Origin of the sequence: Isoptericola nanjingensis (assembly GCF_050311635.1) — a bacterium.
Taxonomy (GTDB): Bacteria; Actinomycetota; Actinomycetes; order Actinomycetales; family Cellulomonadaceae; genus Isoptericola; species Isoptericola nanjingensis.
The window spans coordinates 55,303-71,164 of sequence record NZ_JBNOZL010000006.1 but is presented as its reverse complement, the minus strand read 5'-3'; the positions used below and the strand labels follow the sequence as shown (position 1 = coordinate 71,164).

The window sequence follows — 15,862 nt, the reverse complement described above, 5'->3', positions numbered from 1 at the left end:
TGCCACCTCCCGAGGTGGCGCGGGGCCTCGTCGTTCCTAGGCTGGGGAGCATGGCCGCCCGCTCCGACGCGCCGCCCCGACCCCGGACCCCCGTGCCGGTCGTGCTCGTGCACGGCTCCCGCACGTCGGCGACCATGTGGCGACGCCAGCTCGAGGCGCTGGGGCGCGCCGGGGTCCCCGCCGTCGCGACCGACCTGCCGGGCCACGGTGCGCGACGGGGCGAGCCGTTCACGCTCGACGGCGCGGTGGACGCCGTGCACGACGCCGTGGAGGGGCTCGGGGGGCGGGCCCTCGTCGCGGGCCTGTCGCTCGGGGGCTACGTCGCCATCGAGCACCGCGCGCGCCACCCCGAGCAGAGCGCGGGGCTCGTCGCGGCGTCCTGCTGCACGGAGTCCTCGTCGTCGCTGCGGCCGGCGTGGCTGTCGCTCGCCCGGTGGATCGAGGGCTGGCCCGACCACGGCGCCCGCCTGAACAACGCGGTCGTCCGTCTCGCCCTCGACGCAGAAGGCGCGGGGGACCTGGGGGCCGGCGGCTACGCGCTCACCGCCATGGCCGAGGTGCTGCGGGAGCTCGGACCGACCGACACCCTCGGCGCCCTCGCGGCCGCGCGCAGCCCCGTGTGGTTCGTCAACGGGCGCTACGACCACTTCCGCGCCCAGGAGCGCGCGTTCGTCGCCGCGGCCCGGGCCGGCGGGGCGGCCGCCCGGCTCGTCGTCGTGCCGCACGCCCGGCACCTCGTCAGCCTCGACGCCCCGGTCGCCTTCACGCGTGCGCTCCTCGAGGCCGAGACCGTCGTCACGTCCGAGGAGGCAGCCGTCGGGGTGTCACCCGTCCACCGGTGACGGTCAGGGCAGCGTCAGGTCCCACGCCCGCGCGCCGCCGACCAGCGCGGCGGAGTTGGGCACGACGACGACGTCGTCGCCCAGGCGGTCGAGGGCGGCGGGCGTGATGCGGCGGGAGTTGCCGCCGCCCAGGTACAGGCGGTCCCAGCGGAACACCGGGCGCAGCCCGTCGACGGTCGCGACGACCCGCCGCGACCACAGCCCGTCGCCCAGGCGGCGGCGCTCCGGCTCTCCGACGTACTGGTCGTACGTCGCGCCGCGCCGCACGGGGGCGTGCGACCACTCCAGGTGCGGCGCGAGCAGGCCGCCGTCGAACAGCGCGGACCCCAGCCCGGTGCCGAGGGTGAGCACCAGCTCGACGCCGGAGCCCGCCACGACGCCCGCGCCGTGCACCTCGGCGTCGTTCAGCACGAGGGCGGGGACGCCGAGCCGGCGGGCGAGCGCGCCGCGGACGTCGAAGCTGGCCCACGCCTCCACGAGCTCCGGCAGCACCCGTGAGCGGGGACCCGAGCGTGTGACGTAGTGCGGGGTGTGGACGACCACGCCGTGGCGGATCATGCCGGGCATCCCGAGCGTCACGCGGTGCGCGGCGGGGAGGCGGTCCGCGATGCCGGCCACGGTGTCCAGCAGCAGCTGCGGGGGCAGCGGGTAGGGGGTGGGGACCCGCACCGGCGACGCGTGCGCGGTGCCCGCGGAGTCCAGGACCGCCGCCTTGATGCCTCCGCCGCCGCAGTCGACGGCGAGGGTGAGCACGTCGGAGGGCGCCGGCGCCCGGGAGGTGCCGTCGTCGGGGCGGGGAGCGGGGGTGCGCGCCGAGGCGCCTGGGTCGACCATCACGGGACATCATCCGGCCACAATGGGTCGGTGAGCACGCCGACACCTCCCGCCGACACCCTCCGGGTCCGGCTCGACCTCGCCTACGACGGCACCCACTTCGCGGGCTGGGCCACCCAGCCGCGGCTGCGCACCGTGCAGGGGGTGCTGGAGGACGCCCTCGCGACCATCCTCCGCACGGAGCCGCGCGGCCTGCCCCGGCCGCGGCTGACGGTGGCCGGTCGCACCGACGCGGGGGTGCACGCGCGCGGCCAGGTCGCGCACGTCGACATGGCGCGCGAGCGCTGGGAGGAGATGCCCGGCCGTTCCGACCGGGAGCCCGGCGTCGCGCTCGCCGACCGGCTGGCCGGCGTGCTGCCGCCCGACGTCGTCGTGCACCGGGCTGCCGAGGCTCCCGAAGGGTTCGACGCGCGGTTCTCCGCGCTGCACCGGCGCTACGCCTACCGGGTGGCCGACCGTCCGGACCTGCGCGACCCCCTGCGCCGGGACTGGGTGCTCTGGCACCGCCGCCGGCTCGACGTCGAGGCGATGCACCGGGCGATGCAGCCGCTCGTCGGGCTGCACGACTTCGCCGCCTTCTGCAAGCCCCGCGAGGGCGCCACGACCATCCGCGAGCTCACCCACCTGTCGTGGGACCGCCCCGCGGACGGGCCCGACGCCGGGCTCGTCGTCGCGACCGTGCAGGCCGACGCGTTCTGCCACTCGATGGTGCGCGCGCTGGTCGGCATGTCGCTGGCCGTGGGGGAGGGGCGCCGCGGCCCGGACGAGCCCGCCGCGGTGCTGGCGGGCCGGTCCCGCTCGGCGGCGGCCGGCGTCGTCGCCGCACGGGGGCTGACCCTCGAGGCCGTCGCCTACCCGGACGACGACGCGCTCGCCGCGCGCGCCGAGCGCGTCCGCGCGCGGCGGGACCCGGGCGAGGTCGACGCCGGCTGAGCCCGCGGGGCCCGGCCACGGCCCTTCGGCGCTACGGCTCCTCGACCCAGTGCACGGCGGCCTCCTCGGCGCTGGCGCCCGCGCCGTCGATCCCCGCGTCCTCGCCGTAGACGTCGTTCTCGCGGTCGCCGTCCTCCCCGGGGTCGGCGAAGGGGTCCTCCGCGAGCCGGCCTGCGCGGGTGGTGTCCGGGCGGTCCAGCGGGTCGCGCTCCCACACGTCCGGCTGCTCCTCGGCAAGGCGCCGGTCCAGGGGCTCGCCGGCGGACTCCTCCCACGCCGTCTCGCCCCAGTGGTTCGAGCGCGACCGTTCCAGGGGGGAGTAGCCCTCGTCGAGGACGTCGTCGAGCTCGGGGTCGAGGAGCGTGTCCTCCTGGGGGAGCTGGTCCTCGTCGCCCTCGGCTCCGGTCTCGGGGTCCGGGGTGGTGCCGGGTGTCTCCTGGGTCATGTCACCACGGTGCACCCGCGGCGGTGGCGCTGCAACGAGGGGCGGCCGGCGCGACCCGGTGCCCGTCCCCGGCGCGGGCGTGACGGGTGTCGCTTTGACCCCCGCACCCGGCGACGGCTAAACTGGCTCGTCGTTGTGCTATGCCTCCGGCGTCCCGCGTCGTCAGCGCGCCCACTCGCACCGACGATGCCCCGGCCAGGACGCCACCGGAGCACCCGCGCACAACACCTGACTCATCGGGCGCCGCTTCTCGCCCGACGACACCGAACATGAAAAGGTGACGCAACCGTGCGTACTTACACCCCCAAGCCCGGCGACGTCCAGCGCGACTGGTACGTCGTCGACGCGACCGACGTCGTCCTCGGCCGCCTGGCGAGCCAGGTCGCCACCCTCCTGCGCGGGAAACACAAGCCGACCTTCGCCCCGCACGTCGACGGCGGTGACTTCGTCATCGTCATCAACGCGGACAAGGTCGCCCTGAGCGGCAACAAGCGGGAGACCAAGCTGGCCTACCGCCACTCCGGCTACCCGGGCGGTCTCCGCTCGGTCAACTACGGCGAGCTTCTCGAGAAGAACCCCGAGCGGGCCGTGGAGAAGGCCGTGCGCGGCATGCTCCCCAAGACGTCCCTCGGTCGCGACCAGCTGGGCAAGCTGAAGGTCTACCGCGGCGCGGAGCACCCGCACGCGGCGCAGCAGCCCAAGCAGTTCGAGATCACCCAGGTTTCGCAGCAGGCCTGAGCCGCTGCCGGATGCAAAGCGAAGGATTCACAGTGGCCGAGACCACCGTCGACACCGAGCTGGACGAGAACACGCCCAGCACCTACACCTCTGAGTCCGCCGCGCCCGTCGCGGACGGCGGCCAGTCCATCACCGCTCCCGGCGCGGCCGTCGGCCGCCGCAAGGAGGCCGTGGCGCGCGTGCGCCTCGTCCCCGGCACCGGGACGTGGAAGATCAACGGTCGCACCCTCGAGGACTACTTCCCGAACAAGGTGCACCAGCAGCTCGTGAACTCGCCGCTGAAGCTGGTCGAGGTCGAGGGCCGCTTCGACGTCATCGTCCGCATCACCGGCGGCGGCCCCTCGGGCCAGGCCGGCGCGGTGCGCCTGGGCATCGCCCGCGCGCTCAACGTGATCGACGCCGAGGCGAACCGCCCCGCGCTGAAGAAGGCCGGCTACCTCACGCGTGACCCGCGTGCGGTCGAGTCCAAGAAGGCCGGTCTCAAGAAGGCGCGCAAGGCGCCGCAGTACTCGAAGCGCTGATCGAGCGCTCCTTCCCGCGGGCACTGCCCTCGGGCGTCGACAGGAGCGTCAGCGCTACGGACGGCCCCGTCGGAACTCTTCCGGCGGGGCCGTCCGCACGTCCGGCTACGATCGGTGCGGCGTCCGCTGGGGCGTCGCGGGGTGTGCGTGCGGATCCACCGCCGCGCCCGGAGGAGGAGACATCGTGCGACTGTTCGGCACCGACGGGGTCCGTGGGCTGGCCAACCGGGACGTCACCGCGGACCTGGCCCTCGGGCTCGGCAGCGCGGCGGCCCACGTGCTCGGCACGTCGGGCGACTTCGCCGGGCACCGCCCGCGCGCCGTCGTCGGGCGCGACCCGCGCGCGTCCGGGGAGTTCCTGTCCGCCGCGGTCGGCGCCGGCCTCGCCAGCTCCGGCGTGGACGTCGTCAACCTGGGCGTGCTGCCCACCCCGGCGCTCGCCCACCTCGTGGGGGCGATGGACATGGACCTCGGCGTGATGATCTCCGCGTCCCACAACGCGATGCCGGACAACGGCATCAAGTTCTTCGCGCGCGGCGGCTTCAAGCTGGCGGACCACGTCGAGGACCAGATCGAGGCGCGCCTCGGCCAGGACTGGGAGCGGCCGATCGGCGCCGACGTCGGGCGCATGCGCTCCGACAACGGCATCGCCGCCCAGCAGTACGTGGAGCACCTCGTGGCGAGCATCGGCACGACGGCGGACGTCCGCCCGCTGGAGGGCCTGCGCATCGCCGTCGACGCCGCCAACGGCGCCGCGAGCCAGGTCGGCCCGGAGGCGCTGCGCGAGGCGGGGGCCGACGTCGTCGTCATCAACGCGAGCCCCGACGGTCGCAACATCAACGAGAAGGCCGGCTCCACCCACCCGGAGCAGCTGCAGGCCGTCGTCGTGGCCGCGGAGGCCGACTTCGGCGTCGCGTTCGACGGCGACGCGGACCGCTGCCTCGCCGTCGACCACGGGGGAGTGCTGGTGGACGGCGACCAGATCCTCGGGATCCTCGCCCGTGGGCTCAAGGACGAGGGCCGGCTGCCGTCGGACACCCTGGTCGTCACCGTGATGAGCAACCTCGGCCTCCTGCTCGCGATGCGCGAGGCGGGCATCACCACGATCCAGACGGGCGTGGGCGACCGGTACGTGCTCGAGGAGATGCGGGCGCACGGCTACGGGCTCGGGGGCGAGCAGTCCGGCCACATCATCCTGGCCGACCACGCCACGACCGGCGACGGCGTCCTCACCGCGCTGCACCTCGCCGCGCGCGTGAAGGCGAGCGGGCGGCGCCTGGCCGACCTCGCCGCCGACGTCCCGCGCCTGCCGCAGACGCTCGTCAACGTCAAGGGCGTGGACAAGGCCCGCGCGGCCGACGACGAGGGCGTGCGCGCCGCGATCGAGAGCGCGGAGACGCTCCTGGGGGAGACGGGCCGCGTCCTGCTCCGCCCGTCGGGCACCGAGCCCCTCGTGCGGGTCATGGTCGAGGCGGCGACCCAGACGCAGGCCGACGGCGTGGCGGACACGCTCGCCGCCGTCGTGCGCGACCGGCTGGCGCTGTGACTGAGGGCGCGCCAGCCGAGCGCCCGGCGGCCGGCGTGGACGAGGCCCTGCGGGCCGCCGTCGTCGACCTGCTGGACCGGGCGGACGCGGCGGCGGACGGGCCGGGCACCGGGATCCTGCCGATCGTGCAGGCCGGGGCTCCGGTGCTGCGCGCCCCCGCGGCGACCTACACCGGACAGCTCGGCGACGCGCTGCCGCGGCTGCTCGAGGCGATGCGCCGCACCATGCACGCCGCGCCCGGCGTGGGGCTCGCGGCGCCCCAGGTCGGGATCGGGCTGGCGATCGCCGTCGTCGAGGACGGCGGCGCCGGCGCCGACGACCCCCGGGAGCGGGCCCCGCTGCCGTACCGGGTGCTGCTCGACCCCGCGTACGAGCCGCTGCCCGGCCCGGACGGAGAGCCGGAGCGGGCGGCGTTCCACGAGGGCTGCCTGTCGGTGCACGGGTGGCAGGCCGTCGTCGCGCGGCACCGGCGCGTCCGGCTCACCGGCCGCGACGAGACCGGGGCGCCGATCGACGAGGTCCTCACCGGCTGGCCCGCCCGGATCGTCCAGCACGAGACGGACCACCTCGCGGGCGAGCTGTACCTCGACCACGCGCTGCTGCGGACGCTCACCTCGAACGAGAACCTCCTGCGCTACGGCCAGGTCGTGGATCCGGGGCCCGTGGACCAGGGGTTCGTGGACCTCGGGTGAACATTCGGCACTCAGGGTGGAACCGGGGGAATTCCCCATGCAGCCGGTGCCCTGGTTCTGCCTAGGCTGGTGCCGTGACGCCGCACGGCGTCGTGCGACCGCCGGAGGCCCACCTCCCGGCCGACGAACCGAGGGACCGACCTGGTGAACCTGTCGACGATGCTGGCACAGCTGGAGGGCTGGGTCCTCGACCTCGGCGCGTCCCTGTGGATCTACCCGGCCATGTACGTCTTCGCGACGATCGACGGGTTCTTCCCCCCGATCCCCAGCGAGTCCGTGGTCATCACCCTCACCGTGCTGGCCCACTCGGAGGGCGAGCCGTGGCTGCCCGGCGTCCTCGCCCTCGCCATCGCCGGGGCGTGGACGGGCGACCAGATCGCCTACCAGATCGGCCGCGCCGTCGGCACCGAGCGGTTCGCGTTCCTGCGCTCCGCCCGCGGCCGCAAGGCCGTCGAGTGGGCGCGGCATGCCCTGGAGCACCGCGGGGCGTCGTTCATCCTCGCCGCGCGGTACGTGCCCATCGGGCGGGTCGCGGTCAACATGACCGCCGGCGCCGTGGGGTACCCGCGCCACCGGTTCATGCTCTACTCGGGCATCGCGGCCGTGACGTGGGGCATCTACTCGATGCTCATCGGCCTCGCCGCGGCCTCCTGGCTCGGGCACAACACGCTGCTCGCCATGGCCGTCGGCGTGGTCGCGGGCATCCTGCTCGGCGTCCTGGTCGACCAGGTGGTGCAGCGCGTCGCCGGTCCGCCCAGGGCGGAGCCGGTCCCGGCCGACGAGGACGAGGGCGACGAGGCCGACGCCGAGCCCACGAGCAGGGCGGCCTGACCGGGCCTCAGAGCTTGCGCAGCCGCACCCGCTGCACGGAGTGGTCCGACCCCTTGGTCAGCACGAGGGTGGCGCGCCCCCGGGTGGGGAGCACGTTGTGCTCCAGGTTCGGCGCGTTGATCGACTCCCAGATGGACAGCGCCCGCTCCGTCGCCTCGGCGTCGGACAGGTCCGCGTAGCGCCGGAAGTACGACTCCGGCCTGCTGAACGCCGTCCTGCGCAGCTGCAGGAAGCGCTCCACGTACCACTGCCGGATGTTGCGCGTGCGGGCGTCGACGTAGATCGAGAAGTCGAAGAAGTCGCTCACCGCCACGGTCGACTCGTCGATCGCGGAGGGGCGCGCGGGCTGCAGCACGTTGAGGCCCTCGACGATGAGCACGTCCGGCTTGCGCACCACGACCTCCTCGCCGGGCACGATGTCGTAGACGACGTGCGAGTACACCGGGGCGCGCACCTCGGCCTGCCCCGCCTTCACGCGCGACAGGAAGCGGATGAGGGCCCTCCGGTCGTAGGACTCGGGGAACCCCTTGCGGTCCATGATCCCGCGGCGCTGCAGCTCGGCGTTCGGGTACAGGAAGCCGTCGGTCGTGATCAGCTCGACGTGCGGGGTGTCGGGCCAGCGCGCCATCATCTCGCGCAGGATGCGCGCCGTCGTCGACTTGCCGACCGCGACGGACCCCGCGACGCCGATGACGTACGGGGTGCGCGGCGGCTCCTCGTGCAGGAACGTCGACGTGGCGCGGTGCAGGCCCGCGCTCGCGGCCACGTACAGGTTGAGCAGTCGTGACAGCGGGCGGAAGACGGCGTCCACCTCGGCGAGGTCGATCGGGTCGCCCAGCCCGCGCAGCCGCTCGACGTCGGCGTCCGTCAGCGGCAGCGGGGTCGACGCCGACAGGCGGCTCCACGCCGCGCGGTCGAGGTCGACGTACGGGGACGCCGGAGCGAGCCGGGTCAGGTGCTCACCCAGGGGCTGGGGGGTCGTGCCGGGGGCTGTGCCCGGTGCGATGTCGGGGGACTGCGGTGCCACCTGCACGATTCTGCCCGAGCACCCGGTTCGTCCCGCAACTCGGGCGACGGCGGACCAGCGCGTCGGTAGGCTCGCCGGCGGGTCCGCCACGGCGACGGGCGGCACCAACGGGCAGCGTACCCAGGGAGGGAACCGGGCCATGAACGAGGCGTCCGAGCGGTTCGTCGCGGGGCAGACGGCGCTGGTCGTGGTGGTGCCCGAGGCCGAGCCCGTCGTCGGGGTGCTGCGGAGCGACCTCGACACGGCCGCCGCGTACGGCGTGCCCGCGCACGTCACCGTCCTGTTCCCCTTCCTGCCCGTCGCGGCCGTCGACGCCGCCGTGCTCGACGCCCTGCGCGACGTCGTCGGCGCCCACGCCCCGTTCGACGCGACGTTCGCCGGGTGCGGCCGCTTCCCCGGAGTCCTGTACCTCGTCCCGGCGCCGGACGCGTCGTGGCGGGCCCTGCTGACCGCGGTGGCGGCGCGGTTCCCCGAGGCGCCGCCGTACGGCGGGGCGTTCGACGACGTCGTCCCGCACCTCACCGTGGCGGACGGGCAGGGGCCCGAGGCCCTCGACGACGCCGAGGCCGCGGTGGCGCCCCGCCTGCCGGTCCGGACGAGGGTGCGCGAGGTCGCGCTGCTGGTGTTCGACGGCGAGCGCTGGCGGCGGCGGGCGGACTTCCCCCTGTCTCCAGACACACCGGGGGCCGCCGGGCCCTGACCGCGCGCCGTCGTCGTCCCTAGGGTGGGCGTGTGGAACTCACGGAGCTGGGCGACGAGGTCGAGATCATCTCGAGGGTGTACGAGCGGCGGTTCGGCGTCGCGCGCACGGACGACTGGCTGGTGCTCAAGCTGCACGAGGAGGTCGGGGAGCTCACCCAGGCGTACCTCGCCCGGTCGGGGCGGTCGCGCGACCGGGGCGAGGGCGACGGCGAGGTGGACGCCGCGTTCCGCGCCGAGCTCGCGGACGTGCTCGCGCAGCTGCTGCTCGTCGCCCGACGGTTCGACGTCGACCTCGAGGCGGAGATCGAGCGCAAGTGGTTCCGGTGGCGACACCTCGTGGAGCCGGCGGACGAGGCCGGGGTCCGCCCGGAGGGCTGAGGCCGGCCCCTCGCCGTCCTAGTCGCCCGACGCCGCCTCCTCGACCCGGTCGAGCCACTCGCCCACGAGGGCGTCGAACAGCGCGGGCTGCTCGATCTGCAGGTTGTGGCCGGCGCGGTCCAGCACGGCGAACGTCGCGCGCGGGTAGTGCTCGAGGACCCGCCAGGCGTCGCGGTAGCCGGTCGAGGAGTCCTGGCGGCCGGTGAGGAACAGCGTGGGGCCGTCGTAGGGCCGCGGCTCGACCGCGAAGGTGCCGGCGAAGCGCTCGCCGACCCGCGCCACCGTCGCCGGGTCCGCGGCGTCGAGCCCTGGCGTCACCTCGGCCTCGGTGCGCCGCCACGTCTCGGGCGTCTGCACGACGCCGACGTCGTCGGCGTCCAGGGCCGCCGCTCCGACCTCCCGCAGCAGCGCGTCGTCCCGGACCAGCACCTGGTGCGGCGGGACGTCGCGCCGGTCGTGCTCCGGGACGATCAGGGGGCACAGGAGGGCGAGCCCGTGGACGCGCCCCGGTTCCGCGGCGACCAGCCCGCGCGCGAGGTAGCCCCCGAACGACTCGCCCACGAGGACGTACGGCCCGGGCACGAGCCGGTCGATCGCCTCCCGCACGACCGCGAGCACGTCGTCCGTGCTCGCCACGCCCGACGGCGCGCTCGCGCCCATCCCCGGGAGGTCCAGGTAGACCCGCCGCCAGCCCGGGCGGTCGGCGAGGGCGGCCTCGAAGGGCGTCAGCATCAGGCGGTGGTCCACGGGGAACCCGTGCAGCAGCACCATCGTGGGGGTCCCGGGTGCCGCCGGAGCGCCGCGTTCGACGTGATGGAGCGGCGCTGCGAGGTGGTCGGGCATGGCGCGCACGCTAGGTCACGGCACCGACACCACCGACCTGACGGTCGACGGACCTAGGCTGAGGGCCATGATCATCGGCGTGGGCATCGACGTGGTGGACGTCGCCCGGTTCATGGCGACGGTGGAGCGGGTGCCGCGCCTGCGCGAGAAGCTCTTCACCGAGGCCGAGCGGGACCTGCCGGCGTCGTCCCTCGCGGCGCGCTTCGCGGCCAAGGAGGCCATCGCCAAGGCGCTGGGCGCCCCCGGGAACATGCACTGGCACGACGCGACCGTGCACCGCACCGTCGGCGGTCCGCCCGAGGTCGAGCTGCGCGGCACGGTCCAGGCCCGTGCCGACGAGCTGGGCGTCAAGGCCTGGCACCTGTCCATCTCGCACGACGCAGGCATCGCCTCCGCCATGGTGGTCGCGGAGGGCTGACGACGGTCAGGCGGCGGACCGCCACCAGTCGAGCGCGACCGGGAGCGCGGTGAGCACGCTGACGTGGCCGTCGCGCGGGCGCAGCCACAGCTCCGCGGCGGGCAGGGCGTCCACCAGCAGGTCGGCGTGGTGTCGCGGCACGACGCGGTCGGCGCCGCCCTGCACGACCAGGGTCGGGGTCGCGACGTCGCCCAGCTCGACGCCCCACGGCCGCACGAAGGCGAGGTCGTCGTCGACCTGCCCGCCGGGCCACGTCTCGCCGGACCGCGAGGCGTCGGCGCCGAGCGACGCCCACGACCCCGCGAGCGTCGCGTAGTCGTCGGCCGTGAAGCTCGACCCGTCGAACTCCGCGGTCTCGGCGTGCCGCTGGCGGGCTGACGGGCCGTCGAGAGCCGAGCGCAGGCCGCCGTCGTCGGCCATCCCGGCGAACCAGAGGTCGTCGTGACCCTGGCCGGGGTAGGGCGCGACGCCCGCGAGGGTCACCGCGCCCGACACCAGGTCGGGCCGGAGCGCGGCGAGGGCCAGGGCGTGCGGGCCGCCGCCCGAGGCGCCGACGGCGAGGCACCGGGCCACGCCGAGGGCACCCAGGGCGTGCGCCACGTCCGCCGCGGCCTCGGCCACGGTGCGGCCGGGACGGCGGGTGGACCCGCCGTACCCGGCGCGCGCCACCGAGACCAGCCGCAGCCCGCGCGCCCGGGCGGCGGCCACGACCGGGGGGAGCAGCTCGCCGGACTGGGGCGAGCCGTGGTGCCAGACGACGGCGTCGGCGGACGGCGGGCCGTCGTCGTGCACGACGAGACGTCGTCCGTCCGGGAGCCCCAGCTCGTGTCGCGAGCCCATCGCTCAGTCCTGCAGGGCGGGGATGACCTGCCGCTGGAAGAGCTCGATCTGGTCGCGGTCGGCCGCGGCGTTCGGGAAGTACGTGATGGCGTACGTCATGCCGAGGTCGCGCAGGGCCGAGAGCTTCTCGACGACCTGCTCGGGCGTGCCCACGACGGGGCTGTTGCGCCAGTTCGCGATCTCCTGCTCACCCCGCTCGCCGGGGGCGTGCTTGCGGAAGTGCGACTCGATCCAGGCGAACCGGTCGTCCACCTCGGCCTGGTTCTCCCCGATGACCACGTTGTAGTCGGACGAGCGGGTGATCTCCCCGAAGTCGCGGCCCAGGTCGCGGCAGTGCTGCTCCAGGATCGACGACTTGTGCGCGAACGTCTCGGGGTCGCCCGCGAAGTTCGTGTACTGCGCGAACCGCGCGGCGATCCGCAGCGTCTTCTTCTCGCCGCCGCCTGCCACCCACAGCGGGATGCTCGGCACCTCGGCGCCGCCGTCGCCCACCGGGAGCTGCTGCAGCGGCTGCGGGTAGCAGAGCGCGCCGTCCACCTGGTAGCGCTCGCCGTCGAACGTGCCGGACGACCCGGTGCGCCACATCTGGGTGATGATCTGCAGGCCCTCGTCCAGGGCACGCAGGCGCTCGCCCGCGCTGGGGAAGCCGTACCCGTAGGCGCGCCACTCGTGCTCGTACCAGCCGGCGCCGATGCCGAGCTGGGCGCGGCCGCCGGAGATCGCGTCCACCGTCGAGGCGACCTTCGCCAGGTAGGCGGGGTTGCGGTACGACATGCACGTGCACATCTGGCCCAGCTTGACGCGCTGGGACGCCGCCGCGAACGCCGCCATCAGCGTCCACGCCTCGTGCGTCGCCTCGGTGCTGGGGATCGGAACGGAATGAAAATGGTCATAGACCCAGACGGACGACCAAGCGAACTCCCCGCCCGGGACCGCTTCACCGGCCGCGGCGTTGTCGGCGTAGTGAAGAAGGGAGAGCATCACCTCCCACTGCTGCGACGGCGGAACATCGGTCAGGTCGTGGCGCCATCCCTGGGGGATGAAGAGTCCGAACTCCATGGCTGTGAGCCTATGCCCGGGGGATAGCCTGCTCTAGTCCGCGAATCGCCGTGGAGCCATGTCGGTACGAGTCTGTCCGGGTCGACCTTGTTGTTGGCGCCCGAGTGCGGCATCACGACGACCACGGCCAGCACGTCGAGGATCGTGGACCGCTTCGTGGACCAGGACGAGGAGCGCCACGCCGCACGGACGTCGCCGGACTTTCCTCCCTCTCGCGCAGCGACCGCGGCCGACCGGACCTTCTCGCGAATCAGCAGGGCCTCGCGTTCCTCGAGAACCTCGATGGTCGCCAGACGTCGAGCGGACGGCTCACCGTCTTGAATCTCGCGGAGCACCCGCCCGGCGGTCGCCCGGATCTCGTCGAGCTCGGCATCGCCGGTGAACGTCGTCGATGCCCTGCTGGTCTCGCGACCGGCCTCGAGACGCCGGAGGACAAGTTCTTCGACGAGTTTTTCCGCCGCACGCCCCCGGATCGACGTGCCCCCACATCCGCCGGACCCACGGGGTGGGCATGCATAGATCAGCCCCTTGGTCGACGTCGTCTTCCCGATCAGCTTCTTCGTGCATCTCGAGCAGCGCAGCAGGCCCGAGAGGAGGTAGCGACGTGGCTCCTGTGTGCGCGGGACGCCGCGATCAGGTCCGACGACGGCCCAGTACGTCTCCCACTGCTCGATCGTGAGGATGGACTGCCATGGGCCTTTTACGTAGGTCCCGTCCTCATGGACGACCGGCTCGCCCTTGTAGGTCCGGATCCCTGCGAGTCGTGGATTGCGCAACGTCGCACGGACGTTGGCCGCGATCCAGGTGTTGCCGAACGGCGTGCGTAGGCCGACGTCGTTCCATCTGTTCGCGACCTGGCCCCACCCTGCGGCGCCTGCCATGACATCGAGCACCGCCTCCCGCACTGCGGCGGACTCGACCGGGTGCAAGGTCTGGCGGTCGTCGTTCCACCCGAACGGCCGTGGGCCCCCACCGGCCCGCCCTCGCCGGGCGTTGTCGAGATGGGAGCGAACGGCCCGACGGCGCGTTCTGCGGATCTCTTGGTCCGCGGCGATCACCTCCATCGCGAGGAGCATCACGTCGGACGGGACATGAAGGTCGAACGACCGTGTCGAGGTGACGATCGGTCGGATCTCTCGGCCGCATTCACTGGCCCTGTCCCAGATGTCGAGCAGGCGCTGAAGATCATCGAAACGGCGGACGAGGCGATCGATCGTGTGCACGACCACACCATTGACCCGGCCCGCCTCCAGATCTTCGAGGAGCCGTAGGAACTCCGGCCGGACGGCGTCGACATCGGCCGCGCTCACGCTGGGATCCACATATGGCGTGTCGCCGAAGGTCCGCCCGGCATCCGCAGCGAGCGCCGCGTTGTCCGCACCCTGGCGTGTGATGTCGCGCCCCTCCCCGGATTTGTCGGCGGAGATACGGCGGTATTCGGCGTCAGGTATGTCGTCCCAGGTCACGATGTTGATGCTGGCACTGGCGAAAAGTCCGCTGTCAAGAGGCAACCCCGAGGCTGTGAGGCAACGGGCATGGGATCCGCACCCGCGGCAGGATGCGTCCCATGATCTCCGCCTGGTCCGCTGCCGACGTCCGTGCCGCCGAGGAGCCGCTGCTCGCGGCGGGGGTGCCGCTGATGGAGCGGGCGGCGTTCGCGCTCGCGACGCTCGTGCTCCGGGACGTCGCGGTCCGCCGGGGCCCGGTGCGGGGCGCGCGGGTCGTGGTGCTCGCGGGGGCGGGCAACAACGGCGGCGACGCGCTGCACGCGGGCGCGGTGCTGGCGCGGCGGGGGCTGGGGGTCACGGCGGTGCTGGTCGCCGAGCAGTTCCACGCCGGCGGCCGCGCGGCGCTGGAGCGCGCAGGGGGCCGGGTCGTGGAGCTGTTCGCGGCGCCCGAGGGCCTCACCGCGGTGGTGGACGACGCCGCACGCGCCGACGTCGTCCTCGACGGGCTGGTCGGCATCGGCGCGCGCGGCCCCCTGCGCGGCCTCGCCCAGGACGCTGTGAGCGGGCTCTTGGCCCTCATCGACCGGCGTGTCGGGGCCAGGCGCGCGCTCGCAGCGGCGGGGCCGGGTCGACCGTGGGTGGTCGCGGTGGACGTGCCGTCGGGGATCGGGGTGGACGACGGCGCGGTGTCCGGCCTGGTGCTCACAGCCGACCGCACGGTGACGTTCGGCGCGGCCAAGCCCGGGCTGCTGCTGCCGCCGGCGTCGGGGCTGGCGGGCGAGGTGGGCGTCGTGGACATAGGCCTGGACCTCGCCGGCGCGCCGACAGTGCGACGGCTGGAGCCCGCCGACGTCGCCGCGTCGTGGCCGGTGCCGGGCCCCGCGGACCACAAGTACACGCGCGGCGTGGTCGGCGTCGTCGCGGGCACGGCGACGTACCCCGGCGCGGCGGTGCTCGCCACGACCGCCGCGGTGCGGACCGGGGCCGGGATGGTGCGCCACCGCGGCTCCGAGTCCGTCGGGCGGACGGTGCTCGCCGCACGCCCCGAGGTCGTCACCGCGCCAGGCCGCGTGCAGTCGTGGGTGGTGGGTCCGGGCCTCCCCGGCGGGCCGGAGGCGGCGCGCGAGGGGGAGGCCGACGGCCTGGACGACGGCCAGCACGAGCGGGGGCGCGCCTCCCTCGCGGCGGCGGCTGGCAAGCTCGCCGGGACCGCGGGCGGCCCCGTGCCGGCGGTCGTCGACGCCGGCGGGCTGGGCCTGCTCGACGGGCGCGTCCCGGCGTGGTTCGTGCTCACCCCGCACGCGGGCGAGCTGACGGCGCTGCTGCGCTCGCGCGGCCAGGACGTGCGCCGCCCGGACGTCGAGGCCGAGCCGCTGCGCTGGGCGCGGCGGGCGCACGAGCTCACCGGCGCGACGGTGCTGCTCAAGGGAGGCGTGACCGTCGTCGTCGGGACGGGCGGGGCTTACGCGCAGGCCGACGGGCCGGGCTGGTTGGCCACCGCGGGCGCGGGCGACGTGCTCGCCGGAGTGCTCGGCGCGATGCTCGCGGCCCGGTCTCGTGACGTCGTCGAGAACCCGGCGCTCGCGGCCGAGGTCGCCGCCGCGGCGGCGCTGGTGCACGGTCGCGCCGCGCACCGCGCGAACCCGGGCGGCCCCGTGGCGGCGCTCGACGTCGCGACGGCGGTGCCGGGCGAGGTAGCCGCCCTGCTGTCCGGGGCCTGACGACGGTCGGGAGCACCTGACCAGCGCCGTCGACGGGTCGTCGT

The 15,862-nt window shown here is 74.7% G+C and carries 18 protein-coding genes; 11 read left to right on the top strand and 7 right to left on the bottom strand.

The window, feature by feature from the left end; genetic code table 11:
• The first annotated feature begins 50 nt into the window (after window positions 1-50).
• A complete protein-coding gene (locus ACQP6G_RS12870) occupies window positions 51-842 on the top strand; it encodes an alpha/beta fold hydrolase (RefSeq protein WP_429764745.1) in 792 nt (263 codons plus the stop codon).
• A 3-nt stretch (window positions 843-845) separates the two neighbouring features.
• Here ACQP6G_RS12870 and ACQP6G_RS12865 read toward each other — a convergent pair whose 3' ends face one another.
• The gene (locus ACQP6G_RS12865) at window positions 846-1,679 is read right to left on the bottom strand and encodes an ROK family protein (protein ID WP_429764744.1); all 834 of its coding nucleotides are present in this window, start codon (window positions 1,677-1,679) and stop codon (window positions 846-848) included.
• A 27-nt stretch (window positions 1,680-1,706) separates the two neighbouring features.
• Between ACQP6G_RS12865 and truA the strand changes: the two genes are divergently transcribed.
• Window positions 1,707-2,609 (top strand): tRNA pseudouridine(38-40) synthase TruA, encoded by a 903-nt coding sequence (truA, locus tag ACQP6G_RS12860; RefSeq protein WP_429764742.1) that lies wholly within the window; start codon window positions 1,707-1,709, stop codon window positions 2,607-2,609.
• Window positions 2,610-2,640: 31 nt separating this feature from the next.
• Here the strand turns inward: truA and ACQP6G_RS12855 are convergent, their stop codons facing one another.
• Window positions 2,641-3,054 carry a DUF5709 domain-containing protein gene (locus ACQP6G_RS12855; RefSeq protein WP_429764740.1) on the bottom strand — a complete coding sequence of 138 codons (414 nt, stop codon included), beginning with the start codon at window positions 3,052-3,054 and terminating at the stop codon, window positions 2,641-2,643.
• A gap of 288 nt (window positions 3,055-3,342) precedes the next feature.
• Here ACQP6G_RS12855 and rplM point away from each other — a divergent pair, with 288 nt between their 5' ends.
• The 5 genes from rplM to ACQP6G_RS12830 all read left to right on the top strand — a co-directional run bounded on the left by rplM (window position 3,343) and on the right by ACQP6G_RS12830 (window position 7,382).
• Window positions 3,343-3,792 carry a 50S ribosomal protein L13 gene (gene rplM, locus ACQP6G_RS12850; protein WP_429764738.1) on the top strand — a complete coding sequence of 150 codons (450 nt, stop codon included), beginning with the start codon at window positions 3,343-3,345 and terminating at the stop codon, window positions 3,790-3,792.
• A 32-nt stretch (window positions 3,793-3,824) separates the two neighbouring features.
• A complete protein-coding gene (gene rpsI, locus ACQP6G_RS12845; RefSeq protein WP_429764736.1) occupies window positions 3,825-4,313 on the top strand; it encodes a 30S ribosomal protein S9 in 489 nt (162 codons plus the stop codon).
• A gap of 181 nt (window positions 4,314-4,494) precedes the next feature.
• Window positions 4,495-5,859: a phosphoglucosamine mutase gene (gene glmM, locus ACQP6G_RS12840; RefSeq protein ID WP_429765190.1), complete on the top strand. Its 1,365-nt coding sequence runs from the start codon at window positions 4,495-4,497 to the stop codon at window positions 5,857-5,859.
• A complete protein-coding gene (locus ACQP6G_RS12835; protein ID WP_429764734.1) occupies window positions 5,856-6,551 on the top strand; it encodes a peptide deformylase in 696 nt (231 codons plus the stop codon). The genes glmM and ACQP6G_RS12835 overlap by 4 nt, the downstream gene beginning before the upstream one ends.
• A 144-nt stretch (window positions 6,552-6,695) precedes the next feature.
• Entirely contained in the window at window positions 6,696-7,382 is a 687-nt protein-coding gene (locus ACQP6G_RS12830; RefSeq protein ID WP_429764733.1) for a DedA family protein, read from the top strand.
• A 7-nt stretch (window positions 7,383-7,389) separates the two neighbouring features.
• Here the strand turns inward: ACQP6G_RS12830 and coaA are convergent, their stop codons facing one another.
• The gene (gene coaA, locus ACQP6G_RS12825; protein ID WP_429765189.1) at window positions 7,390-8,337 is read right to left on the bottom strand and encodes a type I pantothenate kinase; all 948 of its coding nucleotides are present in this window, start codon (window positions 8,335-8,337) and stop codon (window positions 7,390-7,392) included.
• A gap of 211 nt (window positions 8,338-8,548) precedes the next feature.
• On the opposite strand from coaA, the gene ACQP6G_RS12820 reads away from it, so the two are divergent.
• Together ACQP6G_RS12820 and ACQP6G_RS12815 are read left to right on the top strand one after the other, a co-directional pair.
• Window positions 8,549-9,109: a 2'-5' RNA ligase family protein gene (locus ACQP6G_RS12820; protein ID WP_429764731.1), complete on the top strand. Its 561-nt coding sequence runs from the start codon at window positions 8,549-8,551 to the stop codon at window positions 9,107-9,109.
• A gap of 32 nt (window positions 9,110-9,141) precedes the next feature.
• Window positions 9,142-9,489 (top strand): nucleoside triphosphate pyrophosphohydrolase family protein, encoded by a 348-nt coding sequence (locus ACQP6G_RS12815; RefSeq protein WP_429764729.1) that lies wholly within the window; start codon window positions 9,142-9,144, stop codon window positions 9,487-9,489.
• Between the two features lie 18 nt (window positions 9,490-9,507).
• Here the strand turns inward: ACQP6G_RS12815 and ACQP6G_RS12810 are convergent, their stop codons facing one another.
• Window positions 9,508-10,332 carry an alpha/beta fold hydrolase gene (locus tag ACQP6G_RS12810; protein ID WP_429764728.1) on the bottom strand — a complete coding sequence of 275 codons (825 nt, stop codon included), beginning with the start codon at window positions 10,330-10,332 and terminating at the stop codon, window positions 9,508-9,510.
• A gap of 67 nt (window positions 10,333-10,399) precedes the next feature.
• Between ACQP6G_RS12810 and ACQP6G_RS12805 the strand changes: the two genes are divergently transcribed.
• Window positions 10,400-10,750: a holo-ACP synthase gene (locus tag ACQP6G_RS12805; RefSeq protein ID WP_429764727.1), complete on the top strand. Its 351-nt coding sequence runs from the start codon at window positions 10,400-10,402 to the stop codon at window positions 10,748-10,750.
• A 6-nt stretch (window positions 10,751-10,756) separates the two neighbouring features.
• Here ACQP6G_RS12805 and ACQP6G_RS12800 read toward each other — a convergent pair whose 3' ends face one another.
• The 3 genes from ACQP6G_RS12800 to ACQP6G_RS12790 are packed head-to-tail and all read right to left on the bottom strand — an operon-like array spanning window position 10,757 to window position 14,115.
• Window positions 10,757-11,590, bottom strand: coding sequence for an alpha/beta fold hydrolase (locus ACQP6G_RS12800; protein WP_429764725.1), 834 nt, complete (start codon window positions 11,588-11,590; stop codon window positions 10,757-10,759).
• A 3-nt stretch (window positions 11,591-11,593) separates the two neighbouring features.
• Window positions 11,594-12,649: an LLM class F420-dependent oxidoreductase gene (locus tag ACQP6G_RS12795; RefSeq protein ID WP_429764723.1), complete on the bottom strand. Its 1,056-nt coding sequence runs from the start codon at window positions 12,647-12,649 to the stop codon at window positions 11,594-11,596.
• A complete protein-coding gene (locus ACQP6G_RS12790; protein WP_429764722.1) occupies window positions 12,604-14,115 on the bottom strand; it encodes a recombinase family protein in 1,512 nt (503 codons plus the stop codon). The genes ACQP6G_RS12795 and ACQP6G_RS12790 overlap by 46 nt, the downstream gene beginning before the upstream one ends.
• A 101-nt stretch (window positions 14,116-14,216) precedes the next feature.
• On the opposite strand from ACQP6G_RS12790, the gene ACQP6G_RS12785 reads away from it, so the two are divergent.
• A complete protein-coding gene (locus tag ACQP6G_RS12785; RefSeq protein WP_429764721.1) occupies window positions 14,217-15,818 on the top strand; it encodes a bifunctional ADP-dependent NAD(P)H-hydrate dehydratase/NAD(P)H-hydrate epimerase in 1,602 nt (533 codons plus the stop codon).
• Window positions 15,819-15,862 lie beyond the last annotated feature (44 nt).